This is a genomic window from Lysobacter rhizosphaerae (assembly GCF_054779795.1).
Map to the genome: position 1 here is coordinate 322,475 of NZ_BAAGXO010000003.1, position 14,814 is coordinate 337,288.

The following is a 14,814-nucleotide window of genomic DNA, read 5'->3' on the forward strand; positions in this document are numbered from 1 at the left end:
CCGATTACACGCCTGACGGCATCTCGTGCCGCTTCAATCCCGATCCGGCGCCCCCAACGGGAAATACACACGGTACGGCCGTGCTTCGTCCACGGCGCGCTTGAACGAAGGGCGTGCGAGCAGCCGCTCGCGATAGGCGTGGACGCGGGCGAAGCGGGCGTCGATCGCGTGCGTCCAGTCGGCATAGAAAAGGAAGGGCGCCGCGGCGCAGTCGGCCAGGGTGAAGGTCGCGCCGACGGCCCATTCGCGCGTGGCCATGCGCCGATCCAGCCAGGCGTAGGCGGTCTCGAGCATCGCGCGGGCTTGCGTGACGCCGTACGGGTCGTGGTCGGCTTCGGAACGCATGCTGTCGAATACCAGCTTCTGCTGCGGGGTGGAGACGTAGTTGTCGAAGAAGCGGTCGAGCATCCGCACTTCGAGCGCGCTGTCGCGATCTTCCGGGATCAGCTTCACAGGGCCGGGGTAATGCAGGTCGAGGTATTCGATGACGCTGGTCGCTTCGATCACCGTGCGGTCGCCATCGACCAGCACGGGGAAGCGCCGCATCGGCCACAACGCCGCCAGCTCGGCGTTGGCTTGTGCGTCTTCCAGGTTGCGGTAGTCGAACTCGGTCTGGTTCTCGTACAGCGCGATCAAGGCCTTCTGGCTGTAGGAGGAAAACGGGTGGGCATACAGGCGGGGACGGGCAGCAGGCATGCGGAACTCCGGGTGGGTTTGCCTATATGACGAACGGGCGCGCCGCGCGTCGACATTCGGACAAGAGAGGGGCGGAAGCAGGATGTCGATCCGCCGCTCCCCCGTTCGTCGACAAGGCAAGAGCACCGGACAGTCCCCAACCCAAGGAGTCGCCCCATGTCCTTCCAGGCCTATCTCGACAACATCCAGACCAAGACCGGAAAGTCCCCCGCCGACTTCCGCGCCCTCGCCTCCAGGAAAGGCTACGCCAATGCCAGGGGATTGCTGCCTGGCATCAAGGCAGGTGAGATCGTGGCATGGCTGAAGCAGGATTTCGCGCTCGGACACGGTCACGCGATGGCGATCGTGGCACTGCTGAAGGGCATGAAAAAGGAAGGAGACAAGTAGCCGGGCAATGAATGCCCTGCCCCCTGTTTTTCCTTACGCTAGTTGCGCCGCCTTCGGTGCCAGCCGAAGCCTGGCGCCTTCGATCATTCCCGCGTAGCGCGGATAGGACCGGATGCCGTCCAGATCGGAGTCGGTCTCGATCCAGCTCAGCATGCCCAGCGAGGACCGGTCGGCCACGCCCTGCAGGATGTTGAGCGCCTCATCGTGCTCGCCAAGCAGGGACATCGCACACGCCAGGTTGTACTGCAGGTTCGCGTTGTCGGGGTCGATCAGGCGCGCACGCGTTGCCCACTCCATCGCCCGTTCCTTCTGCCCCAGCGTGACCAGGATGGAGACGCCGAACCCGATCGCCCGACCATGCCCCGGATCATCGGAAACGATCTTTTCGATCCGCTTCATCGCCTTGGCTGCCGCCAGTTGCGTGGCCTCCTTGTCGTTCATGACTTCGTGGCATTGGACGATGAAGCTGGCGGCCGTGAAATCCGACTCCATCAGCGCGGCCGCGGTTTCGAAGTAACCGATCGCCTGGTCGTACACACGCAGTCCCATGCAACTCAGGCCGGCGAGCCGGTTCGCCACGTAGGACGCGGGTTCGAGTTCGACGGCCCGCTTGGCCGAGGCCAGGGCGCCCTTGAAGTCCCCGGCACTGCGCTTCACCGCGGCCTGCGCCGCATGGGCGTCGGCCAGGTGCGGACCGAGTTCCAGTGCGCGCATCGCCGGATATTCCAGGTCTTCCTGTTGCTGGTCCACCTGCCAGAACAGGTTCCACTTCGCCAGGCCCATCGTTGCCCAGGCCTGGGCATAGTTCGGATCCAGTTCGACCACGTGCTTGCAGATGCGGATGACGATCTCGTTGTTGCGCTCGTTGTCGCGCAGCCAGAACTGGCGCGCCATCAGGTAGAGCTTGTAAGCCTCCGCATTGCTGGTGGAACGCTGCGCCAGGGCCTCCTTCTCCTCGGGTAGCAGGGTCAGCTTCAGCGCGGAGACGATGGCCTTGGAGATCTCATCCTGCAGCGCAAAGATGTCGTTGAGTTCACGGTCGTAGCGCTCGCCCCAGACCTGCGCATCCTTGGCCGCATCGATCAGCTGCGCGGTGATGCGCACGCGCTCGCCAGCCTTGCGCACGCTCCCGGTCAGCACATGCGTGGCGTGGGTCTTGCGACCGATGTCCGCCACGCCCCCGTTCGCGCCCTTGAACGAGAACGCCAGGTTGCGCGACACGACCGACAGCGCCGATACCTTGCCCAGGTCGGTGGTGATGTCCTCGGTGATGCCGTCGGAGAAGTAATCCTGCTCCGGGTCGCCGCTCATGTTGGCGAACGGCAGCACGCAGATGCTGACCTGCGTGCTTTTCGGCATCGCCACGGCCACTGGTTTCGCCGCTCCCAGCTTGGCCTCCAGCGCCTTGCAAAGGCTCAGGAACGCGGCGTGCCCGGGATCTTCGTTCCATTCGTCCAGATCGGTGGCGTGCAGGGCGCGGAAGTCGATCGGCAGCTTGGCGTGCTCGAAGCGCACCGTGACCAGCACGCCGCGGTCGGCCGCATCGCGCGCCTCGCCGCGGACCCAGCGCGATTCCACCGAGTGCGGCGTCCAGACCACGATCAGGGTCCTGGCGGCTTCGAGTTCGCGCGAAATCAGCGAGTCGAATTCCTCGCCGGGAGAGATGTCCGGATCCCACCACACCGACCAGCCTTGCGCCTCCAGCGCTTTCACCAGCGGCGCCACACGCTCGCGGTCGTGGCGGGAATAGGAAACGAAGATGTCAGCCAAGGAAGCGCCTCCCGAACGGATTACGCCATCACGCGCCGCACCCGGACCTGCCGTGGTCCGCCCGTCTGTACGGTGCCGTGAGTCACGCTTTCCGTCGCGCCGGCAAAGTAGGCGCCCGATTTCGGTTCGGGTCAATGACGCAGAGGGGCGATGCCAAGCCATCCGGTCGTAGCCGTGCCTCCAGCCGAACGGGGCGCCGCCACCCACCCGACGGCATCACCCAAGTCAGCTACCGGCAGGCCCATCTTCCGCGCCAACGCGGCGAATCGCGGGTCGATGCGGAGCGAGGCCAGCAGGGGCGAAGTTGTTCGCAAGTCAGCCATCCCGCTGCGCGTAGCCATCCCAATGGACCTGTCAGCCAGGTGTACGGCCTACGACACCATTTGGATCCAGAAAAAACATGCGCTTCCAACCCTGCGTGGCACTGCTTATGCGCCACGGCCTGGGCAATAGCGACGTGATGGCGTAATGCAGGTGCGGGGGCTTTCCGGCGGCATTGCCAGACGTGCCTACCTGCCCGACAAGCTGGCCGCGTGACACGAACGAAAGTGGCGACACATGCCATTGACTGAGGTGCGCAAAGTAGTGGAAGTGCCATCGAGGGCCAAGAATGATGACGGCACGGCCACCCATTCCCATATCCCCGCGAAACAGCACGATGCCGCCAACGGGTGCGACGACAGGCCTGCCATATGGCGCAAAGATATCTATCCCCTTGTGCACGCCAGACCGGCCCCACGGCTCATGCCAGAAGGAGCTGGAATTCCAGTCGCGCTTCGAGGCGCCTTGCACGGGAATGATGGCGTGCTCGGGAATCAAGTAGCCCACGGCAAGCAGCGCAATCATTACTGCGAGTGAGGCTTTGAACATTCGTGTTCGCCAGAATCGCATCCGCGGCATGCCTACGTCCCCTTCGATTCAATCTGCGCCGCGTTGCGGAACAACTGCGCCGACGCCAGCCACGGCACGGCGAAGCACGCCGTCAGGAATGCCTCCCGGCCGATGCCCGGTCCGCCCTGCTCGTCCATCCCGACCGTCAGGCCGATCGCCAGTCCGACCGCGGCAGCCAGCATCTGCGCCACCGCCGTCGCGCCCATCGCGCGCACCATGCCACGGGCACGGAACCGGGCCCGCAGCGCGCCCAGTGCCGCCACCAGCAGGACGCCCGCGAACATCAGATTGAGCGGGTTGTGCTCGCTGCCGAACATGCCCACCGCCAGGTTGACCCAGACCGTCAGGAACCCGGCCATCACCGCGATCCCGAAGGCCGCCCGATACGCCGGGTTGCCGCTCAGCCACGCGCCGAGTTCGTAGAGCGCGCAGGCGGTCGCCAGCATCGCGCCCATGACGACGAAGTCCGACGCGCTCCAGTTCACCTCCCCGGTGAAGCGCATGGCCACGGCAGGCACCAGCAGCACGACGGCCGCCATGCCCCAGATGTAGGGACGCAGGCGGTTGTGGCCGCGGCAGGCGTCAGGGGTGGACGTGGATGCCATGTGGTGCCTCCGTGTTGAGTGGCTCTCGCGCATGGAGCCGCCAGACAGTCCGGGATCCCGCAGTGCACGGCTCGGAATCAAGACTCGCCCGCGCCGATGAAGCCGCAATGGATTGATTGTGAAGCGAGGACGAAGTCGAAGGCTCGCCTGAACCGCGCCGCCCTGTCTCGATCATGCGGGCGGCATTCTGCGTAGAACCTGCAGGCCGGCGTGCGTCGTGACCGGCGGCACGGGTCGCGGCATCGCTCCACCTGCTAGTTTGCGTGCTGCATTTGGCACAAGGACAAGGACTCCATATGACCAGTTGGTACTTCCATTCCGGCAGCGGCGATCGCATCGGTCCGCTCGACGACAGCGCCGCGCAACAGTACGCGCAGCAACATCCCACCCATTTCTGCTGGCGCGAAGGCTTCACCGGCTGGCGGTCGATCGCCGAAGTCGGCGAACTGCGCCCGGCCGCCGCACCGCAGGAACACCTGCCACCGCCGCTGCCCGCCGCGGGCGCGCGCACGACACCACGCAACGACGACATCGACTACCGCATCGTCGGCAACGACATGCAGTTCGTCGAGGTCGAACTCGATCCGGGCGAGAGCGCCATCGCCGAAGCCGGCGCGCTGATGTACAAGGACGCGGCGGTGGAAATGGCCACCGTCTTCGGCAGCGGCGCGCAGGGCCAGGGCGGCGGCTTCCTCGACAAGCTGATGACCGCGGGCAAGCGCGTGGTCACCGGCGAGAGCCTGTTCACCACCGTCTACACGCACACCGGCAGCGGCAAGGCCCGGGTCGCGTTCGCGGCGCCATACCCCGGCACGGTGCTGGCGATGAAGCTGGACGAGCATAACGGCCGCCTGGTCTGCCAGAAGGACAGCTTCCTCGCCGGCGCGCGCGGCGTGCAGGTCGGCATCCACTTCCAGCGCAAGATCCTCACCGGCCTGTTCGGCGGCGAGGGTTTCATCATGCAGAAGCTGGAAGGCGACGGCTGGGTGTTCGTGCACGCCGGCGGCACCGTGGTCGAACGCGAACTGCGCGCGGGCGAACGCCTCGACGTCGACACCGGTTGTGTCATGGCCTTCCACGACACCGTCAACATGGACGTGCGTGCGGTCGGCGGCATCAAGAGCATGCTGTTCGGCGGCGAAGGCGTGTTCCTTGCGACGCTCACCGGACCGGGCAAGGTGTGGCTGCAGTCGCTGCCGTTCTCGCGCATGGCCGGCCGCATGCTCGCAGCGGCGCCGCAACGCGGTGGCGGCCGCGACGAGGGTTCGGTGCTCGGCGGACTGGGCCGGCTGCTGGACGGCGACAACAACTTCTGAGCCATTCGAGCTGGAAGCCGGGGCAAGCGCACCTTGCCCCGGCCTCGTCAATCCGACGCAGTGGCTGTCCGCCGGCCGCTGGATAGCGGGCTCAAAGTCATCCCGTTCATCGCGAGCCCCGCCTTTCGGCGGGGCTTTCTGTCTTTGGGTCTGGCGCGAACAACGGTTACCGGGTTTGCAGGACTCGCGCCCCACCCTCGCGGCAGCGTGCGCATGAAGGGGGCTTTCACGCCACATACCCCTCTCCGCGCGAATCATATGCACGCCTGTCCTGCGGGAGTCCCGGCGCATGAATACCCGAACCGTCCTTCTCACCATCGCCTGCGTGCTGGCCTTGTCGGCCTGCGGCAAGTCGCCGCCGCCTGCCGCGGAAACCGCCACCCCGCCAGCGACCACGCCCGAACCTGCCCCGGCTGAAACGCCTCCCGCCACCACCGCAGCCCCGACGCCCGCCCCGGCTGAGACGCCGCCCGCGGCCACCGAAGCCGCCGCGACGCCCGCCCCTGCCGCTGAAAGCAAGCCCGCTGCCGTGGTCGCCAACTGCGGCACCACGATCGAAGGCAACGACGCAATGCAGTACAACGTCGGTTCCATCGCGGTGCCCGCCTCGTGCGGAAACTTCACCATCAACCTGAAGCACGCCGGCAAGATGCCGGTGGCTGCGATGGGCCACAACGTGGTGATCACCAAGACTGCCGACCAGCAGGCCGTGTCCGCCGATGGCATGGCCGCCGGCGTGGCGGCCAACTACGTCAAGGCCGACGATGCCCGCGTCATCGCCCACACCAAACTGGTGGGTGGCGGCGAGAGCACTTCAGTCACCTTCCCGACCAGCAAGATCAAGACGGGCGGTCCGTACGAGTTCTTCTGCAGCTTCCCGGGCCATGCCGCAATGATGAAGGGCACCATCGCGGTGCAATGACCCGGAACCTCCGGGTCGATGTGTCCTTTCCTTCCAGGAGGACGCCATGACAACCATGCATTCGAGTGTACTTTCCTCGCATCCGGGCCACGGAGAACACATCGCCGTAGGCGAACCGTTGCGCTGGATTTCGCAAGGGCTGCACGATTTCCGCCGCGTGCCCGGCTTGGGCATCGCCTACGGAGTGATGGTCACGGTGATGGGCTGGGTGGTCTTCGCACTGGGCAACCATCCCTACTTCATCGCCGCGGCCGTTTCCGGCTTCCTGCTGCTGGGGCCGATCCTGGGCGCCGGATTGATCGAGGCCTCGCGCGCCATGGCGGCGGGTGAGAACCCAACCTTCGAGAGCTCACTGCAAGGACTCAAGCGCAACCTCCCAGCGCTGGAGCGTTTCTCCTTCGTCCTGCTCGCCATCGCCGCCGTGTGGTTTGCGATCTCCACAGCGGTGCTGACCGCAACGATGGGTCCCATCGCCCCCAGCGTCGAGCTGTCGCTATGGGACAACGCACTGCGGATGATGTCGTCCGGACAGTGGTTCGCCTGGGCCGCCATCGGCGGCGTACTGGCCGTGGTGAGCTTTGCGGTCTCCGTCATCGCCGTGCCGTTGATCCTCGACCAGAACGCCAGCGCCGGCGATGCGGTACGCGGCAGCCTGCACGCAGTGGCCCGGCACCCGCTGGCATGCGCCGGGTGGGCACTCATGATCGCGCTACTCACGGCCGTCGGCATCGCAACTGCGCTGGTAGGCCTGATCGTGATCTACCCGGTGCTGGGGCACGCCAGCTGGCATGCGTATCAGGCGCTGCGCGAATAGGCCCAAAAAAGCGTCAATCAATCACCAAACTTCGCAGCGGGCGGCTATGGATAAACGAATCTGACCCCTTTACTCGCGATGACAGCTATCAGTCGCTGCACGGGGTGGAGCGCCTTCTATCCCGTTCTCGCAAACAGAAAGTCCCGCGTTCGACGGGGCTTTCTGCGTTTTGGACGGCCCTACGCGGCTTTTTTCGTCCCGAATAACTCCCTCCACAATTTTGTTTCTTGTTCGGCATACTGCCGCCCGCTTGGGCGGACCATTCGTCCAGCAGCCCGCTGCGCGCGGGAACGAAGATGTGACAGCGGCTTGGGCGCGGTGGATGCGTCTCCCGCTAACCTACTCAACACTGCGGATGCCGCAATGGCGACCGTATCTTTCTCCCCCATCGGAACAGTAAAACATGCGCAAGCTCGGATGCGCGGCTTTGTTCGCCGCCTGTCTCACCGCCGCCCCTGCGGCCTCCGCCGGCAATTTCTTCATCAACGGCCAGCTAGGCCGGATCGAACTCGACAGCAGCGGTTTCGACGATGAACACAGCAACCTCCTCCAGGCGGGTGCCGGTTACCGCTGGGGCATCGGCATGGCCCAGGTTGGCCTGGAAGCGGGCCTCGGCAAACTCGATGACCAGGAAGGCTCACGCCTCGACACCAATGGCTTCACGGATCACGTCTATACGCTGTCCTCGCGCTACGCTTTCATCGGCGCCAACGCGCGAGTCAAGCCACCACTGCTACCGGTGTACGTGATCGGCCGGGCCGGCTACCTGGGCCTGGAACAAAAGCTGGACGACACCTCATACCTGGATGCGCCCACCGGGCACCGCGCATTCAACGAAACCGACGGCGGTACGTACGTTGGTGTTGGCGTGGGCACCACGATCCTGCCGCTGCTCGACGTCGGCCTGATGTACAACCAGTATCGCTATTCGCAGGTCCAGTACGATCCGGTTAGCGACGAGTACGACTTGTCGGACGACAAGCGCGATGCACGCAGCGTGAGCCTGACGGTCGAATACCGCTTTTGAGGCCTGTTGGAAAAGCCCCGGAAAAGGCCCGCTTATTGCGGGCCTTTCCTTTTGATGGCCTTCGCTTCAATCGCCCGGTTTAAACTCCGGGCGCCCCAGCAGCATCCCAGCTTGGCGCGGGCACGTAACCCGCCTCGTCGACCGGCAACCGCCGCGCCGTCGCACGCTGTTTGCCAGCAACAGGGAGCAATGAACCATGCCGCACCCATCCAGGGCCATCGCGACGATCCTCGTGGCCTTGCTGGCACTCGCCGGTCCGGCCGCCTCGCGAACGAAAGCACCCGCCCCGCCGCAGTCGCCTGCATCGAACGGGAGCGCGCAGCGTCTCGACCTCTTCCAGCGCCAGGTCGAAGCCGACCGCAACGCCCTGGGCATCCCCGGCCTGTCGATGGTGGTGATCCAGGATGGCGAAATACTTTCGGCCCGGGGCTTCGGTTATTCGGACATCGAACACCACGTTCCCGCCACCGCCGACACGCTCTACCACATCGCCTCGGTGACCAAGACGTTCACGTCGATCCTGGTCCTGCGACTGATGGAACAGGGCAAGCTCGACCTCGACGAGCCGGTGTCGCACTACTCGAGCGACTTCAAGGACGACTCGGTCAGGATCAAGCACCTGCTCAGTCACACTTCGGAAGGCACGCCCGGCGAGAAATTCAGCTACAACCCCGAACGCTTCGAGTACCTGAAGGCGGTGCTCGAGAAGAAGACCGGCAAGCCATTGCGCCAGCTGTTCGTCGAGACGTTCCTCGACCCACTGCAGATGCGCGACAGCGTGCCCGGCCCCGACGTCGCCGACGACGACACCACCTGGGCGACGCTGGGCAAGGCCAATCTCGCGCGCTACCGGCAGAACCTGAAGAACTCCGCGCGGCCCTACACCTACTGGGGCGACGGGGAAATCGTGTACCCGGGCTACCCGCCCCGCGATTTCTGGGCTTCGGCCGGATTGCTGTCCACCGTGCGCGACATGGCGAAGTACGACGCGGCGATCGACAACCATGTGCTGCTGAAGCCGGAGACGCTCGCGCGCGCCTGGACGCCGTTCCTCTCCAACTCGGGACAACCGCTCGCGATGGGCCTGGGCTGGTATGTCACCGACTACCGTGGCGAACGGCTCATCTGGCACTACGGGCACTGGGGCACCGGCTTCTCCGCGCTCTATCTCAAGGTGCCGGCGCGGCACCTCACGCTCGTCGCGTTCGCCAACAGCGAGGCGCTCGCCGACCACCATTACAAGGTAGGCGAGGACGTCACCAACGACCTCTTCGCCTGCGACTTCATCAACACGTTCGTGCCCGAGGTCGCGCTTCGTGGCGGCGGCCCCAGCCGCGCTGTCATTCCAGAAGGGATCCCGGACTCAGCCCGCAAGACGTTCACCGCCGGCCCCGCTTCCGACTGCGTACTGAGCTCCCGCGCCGCGCTGGCGAACTGGAAAGCCGACCGCCACGCCAAGGCACGCAAGGCCATCCCGCTCGAGCGCGACGTGCTCGCCGCCTACGCGGGTGCCTACAAGCTTCCCCATCGCGTGGTCACCGTCGCGCAGGAAGACGGCCACCTGTACATCGACGTCCCCCAGGGTGAACGTTCGGAGCTGTTCGCCGAAACGCCGACGCAGTTCTTCCTGAAGATCCGGCCATGGACCCTGACCTTCGTGAAGGATGGATCGAAGGTCCTGCGGCTCGACATCCTCGACAACGGGGAAATCGTCAGCGGGCCGAAGGTCGCAGCAGCTCGGGACTGAGGCAGGACAACCGTTGGCAAGGGTTCACCCGAAAGGGTGAAGCAGGCCGTCTACCGTCCTTCACGGGACGCGAAGATCGTTGAACCCACTAGGACGCATTGCATGCGTTCCGATAACGGGGATCGGGCCTTCGGGGTATCTGGGGCTCCTGTCCAAGTCAGCGCGCTTGCTCGCCATGCGCGGCCAGGCGATGTGGCCGCAAGAAAAGTCCGGTAGTTGTTTACCGGGAGGGATGGTCACGATGCACGCAGAACACCACCGCGCTGTGCGTTCAGACGCAGCCGCTTACCCGGCACCGATTGTCCTCGAGGAGTTCGGGATCCCGGCAGACATCACTGTCATGACCGCTTCCGACCGCGAGGCCCTGCATGCGCGCTGGCTGTCCATGCTGGGATGCGAGTCCGGCATCGAGATCGCGGGCGAGCCTGTGATGGACGCGACCCGCCTGGCGGCCTGCGTGGAACGCCACCATCCCAAGGTGCTGCTGCTGGACAAGGCGTTGGCTGACCGGCTGGACCCGCTGTCGCTGCGAAGGATCCGCCAGTGTCAGCCTCCCGTGCGCGTGCTCCTCGTGTCGGAACAGGCTTACAGCAGCGTGGTGACCGAGGTGTTGCGCAAGCGGTTCCACGGGTTCCTGCTCACGACGAGCCCGCCCGATCTCTGCCTCAAGGCGGTCCGGGCCGTCAGCAACGGCGAACTGTGGCTGTCGCGCCGGTTGATGGCCAAGGTGATCACCGACGCGGCGTGGCCGCTGGAAACCGGGACATCCGCGGGGCCGGAGAAACACCACACCATGGAAACGCTCTCGCGAAGGGAGCTGCAGGTCGTCGAGCGACTGCATCGGGGCTGCAGCAACAAGGAAATCGCGCGCGAACTCGGGATCATGGAAGACACGGTCAAGAAGCACCTCAAGAGCGTCTTCGCCAAACTCGGCGTGCGCCGCCGCTCGCTGGTGGTCATCCGGGCGCCGGTTAGCGCTTGACCCACACGGCGTTGCGCAAACACCTATTGGATGTGATCCACGCAGATGCGCAGCGCAGTCGAACGGATGATCCCGCTCGACCGAAGCTGCGCCTCTGCTCATCTTTGTTCGCGTCTTTCCTGGCGCGTGTCTCAGTTACCAGGCTCATCCGGCTGCGGGATGACCCGCGTCGCCAGGCATTCCACATTGGACGCTTGATGGGGACCAATGACCGATGCGAGGTGCAGCGGTGGATCAAACACCATCTCGACGAAACCATCGCCGTGGGCAATATGGGCCGCTGCGGCGTTGTCGCTGGCTCCGATGATGATCCCGAGGAAGTGGTTCGGGGTAACGAGGATGGATCCGCCCCCGTCGAGGGAGTACGAGCAGTTGCCGGTCATGTCGCAGTTGGCGCCGAGGTCCCGCGGTCCGCCAATGTTGTGGCAGATGACGCCCTTCTCCGGCGGCGGCTTGGTATCGCCAGCGCAGACAGTACCGGCCATCAAGGTCGCGCTGACACCCAGCACCGTCATCAGTGATTTCCTGGTAAGCCCAATCATTTCAGTCTCCTTGTCTCAGGTTGGTTGAACGTATGTCCGTGCCCGTGGGACTGGCTTGTAGTGACCCGGCGCCCGCGCGTTCCTTCTGTCCCGACCGCACGGTGCCAGAGTCGAAATCGCGGGGACATTCCACGAAAGAGGTACGCCGGTCGTCCTACACCAGCCGGGCTACTGCGTGACCCTGAAGCCATTGGCCAGGACACCACCGCCGCCGACACGCACGTTCCAGAACGGATCCTTGGTGCCCTTCCCTTTCTTCACCGGCACGGTCACGGTCGCCCTGATCGTGTCCAGCGAGTCGGTGTCGGACGTCAGTTGCACGTTGCTGGCGACAGGCTGTGCGCCCGTGCCGCCAGAGAAAGTGACGCTCATGCCCGGAGTGAATCCGTAGCCGGTGATGGTGACCTGTACGCTGCTGCCTTCGCGCGCCGAGGCCGGGCTGATCGATACCAGCGTCGAGCATTTTCCGCTGCTGTCGAGCACGGTCACGGTGCTCGGCTTCTTGATGCTGAGCAGCACGCACGAAACGTTGTCGTTGTCATTGGACTCGACGATCAGTTTCTTGGGGTCGACCTCGATCTTCAGCTGGTAGATGCCGTCGGCGTCGCCGGTGAAATCGATCGACTGTCCTTCGAGCTGTAAACCATAGGTGTCGCCCCACCCGACCGACATGCCCTGCAGGTCACGCCCGCACGTGCTGTAGAACGATCCCCTCGGTGCGCCCGGCAATCCAAGATTGACCGGGGTGGTATCCATGATGCAGAACGTGGTCTTGGCGCCTGTGCGCAACGACCCACCAGGCGCATTGACCGGCTGCAGCGAGTACAGCGCGTAGTCGTTGAAATGCATGTGGTTGTGCGCGGGGTGGTATTCGAAGGCGCCCGCGAAGTGCAGGACCGGAGGCCCGCTGGTCTGGTAGATGGCCTGGTAGACCCGGATCTTGCCCTCTCCGGTAACCACCTCTCCGGCGGCAAGCTCCAGCGGCCCGGTGCCGCTGTTCCAGCTGGTGACGCTGAACCGAAGCTCGGAACGGCCACCGGCATCCGTCGACAACGTCATGCCGAAGGCCCCCAGTGGAATCAGGTTGGGTGTCAATGCCGTCTGCGCAGCGGCGGTGCCGGCAAGCGAAAGAGCACCGATGAGGGCCGATGCCAGCCACGGCGCGCGCGTGCGAAGTGAGTGAGGAATCATTGCGGCATACCTCTACGGGTCATGCCAGTCCAGTTCGATGACTGGTGGCGCGAAGCCTTCATGACCGATGGATCCGGCAGCCCACGCCGCTGCCCTGCGGCCAACGCGCCGAAGCGGCGGTTGGTCCAGCCAAGCTGTCAGGGTCGGCATGGGCCGGCAATTCCACTAAAGGGGAAGTGCGGAGAGCCGACTCGGCGAATCGCATGTGGCCACTGCACGGCCGGGCCAGGATCGCAAATCCGCCTCGATGGATCGTCTCCTGACCTTCTTTCGCCGGCCCTTCATTGGCCTCGCCTACAGGCGGTTCCCGTTGCTCGTGGTAGACCAGGTCACTTACCGGGATGCCGCCACGACGCCGGAATCACCGGGCCCCAAGCTGGTCGGTATCGCGCGTAGTCCCATCGCGTGCCCTGGGGAAAGACGCGGGAACTGAACCACCGAGGCAGGCGGACCGAAGGAGAACTCACGTGCGCTGGAACCTGAGGAGCGCCATCAAACGCTACATCTCCGGTTCCATGTGGCTCATCCCGGTTTTCGCCCTGCTGTTCTACCTGGTGTTCGCCCGTGCCACTGCGGCCATCGAGACCTGGCTGCTACGTACCGGACGCATCAACGAGACGACTTCCTACCTGGGCCTGTCCGCGGCGGGAGCGCGGTCGATGCTCGAGACGACGATGACGTTGAACCTTTCGTTCCTCGTCTTCACCTTCGGCTCCCTGCTGGTGGCGATCCAGGTCGCCGGCGGACAGTACACGCCCCGAATCATCGCCACGACGCTGTTGCGCGACAACGTCATCCGCTTCACCGTCGGATTCTTCGTCTTCACGCTGGTTTACTCACTGCGCGTGCTTGCGCGGATGGACGCGTCCGTCCAGCAATTCAACACCTTCATTGCGGTACTGCTCGGGCTTATCTCGGTCATGGTTTTTCTGTATCTGATCGACTACGCCGGGCGCCTGTTGCGCCCGGTCAGCCTGGTTGAGCGGGTAGGACACTATGGCGCCAACGTGCTGGAGAACGTCTATCCGGAGAAGACCGTGCGACCCGTTCTGGCCGAGCCCCAAGTCGCGCTCGGGCCGCAGCAACGCATCGTGGTCAACGAGGACAGGCCGGGAGTGGTGCTGGCGGTGGACCTGGCCGGGCTGGTCAGGTTGGCGCAGCAGGCCGACGGGATCATCGAGTTCGTCCCGCAGATGGGCGACTTCGTGGCCCTGGACGAGCCCCTGTACCGGCTTTACGGCGGCGCCGGCGGTCTCGACGAACACCAGTTGCGCGGGGCCGTCCTGCTCGGAACCGAGCGCACCATGGAACAGGATCCGACCTTTGCCTTCCGCATCCTGGTCGACATCGCGATCAAGGCCTTGTCGGCCGCCATCAACGACCCGACGACGGCCGTGCTCGCCCTCGATCAACTGCATCTCCTGCTGCGTGCGGTGGGGCTGCGCGCCCTGCGCGGCGAAACCGTCCGCGACGCCGCCGGTGCAGCCCGGCTGATCTACCGCACGCCAAACTGGGAGGACTACGTGCACCTGGCCTGCGCCGAAATCCGGCTGTGCGGCGCGAGCAGCGTGCAGATCATGCGGCGGATGCGCTCCATGCTCGAAAACCTGGTGAAAACCCTGCCGCCGCACCGTCACCCGGAGCTCCGCCGACAGCTCGAGCTGCTCGATCGCACGATCGAGACGGCGTATACGCTGGCCGAAGACAGGGCGCTGGCGCGCATCGGCGATCCGCAGGGGCTGGGAGGTTCCCTGGGGGTGGAACGCGTGAGCGAATCGTCGATCGCCGAGGGCGGAACGCGGGACGCGCCATGACGCTGAAGGTGCAGACGGCGGCGATGTTCTTCACCGTCAACGACAGGATCTGCACAGTGGCCGATGGCCACCTTGCGGATCGCAGGCCGGCTCCGCCTGCGTGGGTTGAC

14 protein-coding genes are annotated in these 14,814 nt (G+C 65.1%); 8 read left to right on the forward strand and 6 right to left on the reverse strand.

What is annotated here, in order from left to right:
- Positions 1–33: 33 nt before the first annotated feature.
- Positions 34–696, reverse strand: coding sequence for a glutathione S-transferase family protein (locus ACYVGE_RS06425; RefSeq protein ID WP_460728155.1), 663 nt, complete (start codon positions 694–696; stop codon positions 34–36).
- 156 nt (positions 697–852) lie between these two features.
- Between ACYVGE_RS06425 and ACYVGE_RS06430 the strand changes: the two genes are divergently transcribed.
- Positions 853–1,083: a DUF4287 domain-containing protein gene (locus tag ACYVGE_RS06430; protein WP_457097634.1), complete on the forward strand. Its 231-nt coding sequence runs from the start codon at positions 853–855 to the stop codon at positions 1,081–1,083.
- Between the two features lie 33 nt (positions 1,084–1,116).
- Here the strand turns inward: ACYVGE_RS06430 and ACYVGE_RS06435 are convergent, their stop codons facing one another.
- The 3 genes from ACYVGE_RS06435 to ACYVGE_RS06445 all read right to left on the reverse strand — a co-directional run bounded on the left by ACYVGE_RS06435 (position 1,117) and on the right by ACYVGE_RS06445 (position 4,349).
- On the reverse strand, positions 1,117–2,853 hold the full coding sequence (locus tag ACYVGE_RS06435; RefSeq protein ID WP_460728157.1) for a TIR domain-containing protein: 1,737 nt from the start codon (positions 2,851–2,853) through the stop codon (positions 1,117–1,119).
- A gap of 354 nt (positions 2,854–3,207) precedes the next feature.
- Positions 3,208–3,723 (reverse strand): M23 family metallopeptidase, encoded by a 516-nt coding sequence (locus ACYVGE_RS06440; RefSeq protein ID WP_460728159.1) that lies wholly within the window; start codon positions 3,721–3,723, stop codon positions 3,208–3,210.
- A gap of 32 nt (positions 3,724–3,755) precedes the next feature.
- On the reverse strand, positions 3,756–4,349 hold the full coding sequence (locus ACYVGE_RS06445) for a hypothetical protein (RefSeq protein ID WP_460728161.1): 594 nt from the start codon (positions 4,347–4,349) through the stop codon (positions 3,756–3,758).
- Between the two features lie 296 nt (positions 4,350–4,645).
- Between ACYVGE_RS06445 and ACYVGE_RS06450 the strand changes: the two genes are divergently transcribed.
- The 6 genes from ACYVGE_RS06450 to ACYVGE_RS06475 all read left to right on the forward strand — a co-directional run bounded on the left by ACYVGE_RS06450 (position 4,646) and on the right by ACYVGE_RS06475 (position 11,157).
- The gene (locus tag ACYVGE_RS06450) at positions 4,646–5,665 is read left to right on the forward strand and encodes a TIGR00266 family protein (protein ID WP_460728163.1); all 1,020 of its coding nucleotides are present in this window, start codon (positions 4,646–4,648) and stop codon (positions 5,663–5,665) included.
- A gap of 529 nt (positions 5,666–6,194) precedes the next feature.
- Positions 6,195–6,587, forward strand: coding sequence for an azurin (azu, locus tag ACYVGE_RS06455; RefSeq protein WP_460728438.1), 393 nt, complete (start codon positions 6,195–6,197; stop codon positions 6,585–6,587).
- Positions 6,588–6,633: 46 nt separating this feature from the next.
- Positions 6,634–7,401, forward strand: a complete 768-nt coding sequence (locus ACYVGE_RS06460) for a DUF2189 domain-containing protein (RefSeq protein ID WP_460728165.1) — start codon at positions 6,634–6,636, stop codon at positions 7,399–7,401.
- A gap of 403 nt (positions 7,402–7,804) precedes the next feature.
- On the forward strand, positions 7,805–8,428 hold the full coding sequence (locus ACYVGE_RS06465; protein ID WP_460728167.1) for an outer membrane beta-barrel protein: 624 nt from the start codon (positions 7,805–7,807) through the stop codon (positions 8,426–8,428).
- 196 nt (positions 8,429–8,624) lie between these two features.
- On the forward strand, positions 8,625–10,175 hold the full coding sequence (locus ACYVGE_RS06470; protein WP_460728169.1) for a serine hydrolase: 1,551 nt from the start codon (positions 8,625–8,627) through the stop codon (positions 10,173–10,175).
- A 241-nt stretch (positions 10,176–10,416) separates the two neighbouring features.
- Positions 10,417–11,157: a LuxR C-terminal-related transcriptional regulator gene (locus ACYVGE_RS06475; RefSeq protein WP_460728172.1), complete on the forward strand. Its 741-nt coding sequence runs from the start codon at positions 10,417–10,419 to the stop codon at positions 11,155–11,157.
- Positions 11,158–11,288: 131 nt separating this feature from the next.
- Here ACYVGE_RS06475 and ACYVGE_RS06480 read toward each other — a convergent pair whose 3' ends face one another.
- Positions 11,289–11,672 (reverse strand): hypothetical protein, encoded by a 384-nt coding sequence (locus tag ACYVGE_RS06480; protein WP_460728174.1) that lies wholly within the window; start codon positions 11,670–11,672, stop codon positions 11,289–11,291.
- Between the two features lie 195 nt (positions 11,673–11,867).
- Positions 11,868–12,890: a lysyl oxidase family protein gene (locus ACYVGE_RS06485; protein ID WP_460728176.1), complete on the reverse strand. Its 1,023-nt coding sequence runs from the start codon at positions 12,888–12,890 to the stop codon at positions 11,868–11,870.
- 467 nt (positions 12,891–13,357) lie between these two features.
- On the opposite strand from ACYVGE_RS06485, the gene ACYVGE_RS06490 reads away from it, so the two are divergent.
- A complete protein-coding gene (locus ACYVGE_RS06490; protein WP_460728178.1) occupies positions 13,358–14,704 on the forward strand; it encodes a DUF2254 domain-containing protein in 1,347 nt (448 codons plus the stop codon).
- Positions 14,705–14,814: the final 110 nt, after the last annotated feature.

Excerpts from the sequence above, each read along its gene's own strand:
- ACYVGE_RS06450 (WP_460728163.1), top strand. The coding sequence starts at position 4,646 with ATGACCAGTTGGTACTTCCATTCCGGCAGCGGCGATCGCATCGGTCCG.
- ACYVGE_RS06470 (WP_460728169.1), top strand. The coding sequence starts at position 8,625 with ATGCCGCACCCATCCAGGGCCATCGCGACGATCCTCGTGGCCTTGCTG.
- ACYVGE_RS06480 (WP_460728174.1), bottom strand. The coding sequence starts at position 11,672 with ATGACGGTGCTGGGTGTCAGCGCGACCTTGATGGCCGGTACTGTCTGC.
- ACYVGE_RS06430 (WP_457097634.1), top strand. The coding sequence starts at position 853 with ATGTCCTTCCAGGCCTATCTCGACAACATCCAGACCAAGACCGGAAAG.
- ACYVGE_RS06440 (WP_460728159.1), bottom strand. The coding sequence starts at position 3,723 with ATGTTCAAAGCCTCACTCGCAGTAATGATTGCGCTGCTTGCCGTGGGC.
- ACYVGE_RS06425 (WP_460728155.1), bottom strand. The coding sequence starts at position 696 with ATGCCTGCTGCCCGTCCCCGCCTGTATGCCCACCCGTTTTCCTCCTAC.
- ACYVGE_RS06475 (WP_460728172.1), top strand. The coding sequence starts at position 10,417 with ATGCACGCAGAACACCACCGCGCTGTGCGTTCAGACGCAGCCGCTTAC.
- ACYVGE_RS06465 (WP_460728167.1), top strand. The coding sequence starts at position 7,805 with ATGCGCAAGCTCGGATGCGCGGCTTTGTTCGCCGCCTGTCTCACCGCC.
- ACYVGE_RS06445 (WP_460728161.1), bottom strand. The coding sequence starts at position 4,349 with ATGGCATCCACGTCCACCCCTGACGCCTGCCGCGGCCACAACCGCCTG.
- ACYVGE_RS06485 (WP_460728176.1), bottom strand. The coding sequence starts at position 12,890 with ATGATTCCTCACTCACTTCGCACGCGCGCGCCGTGGCTGGCATCGGCC.
- ACYVGE_RS06460 (WP_460728165.1), top strand. The coding sequence starts at position 6,634 with ATGACAACCATGCATTCGAGTGTACTTTCCTCGCATCCGGGCCACGGA.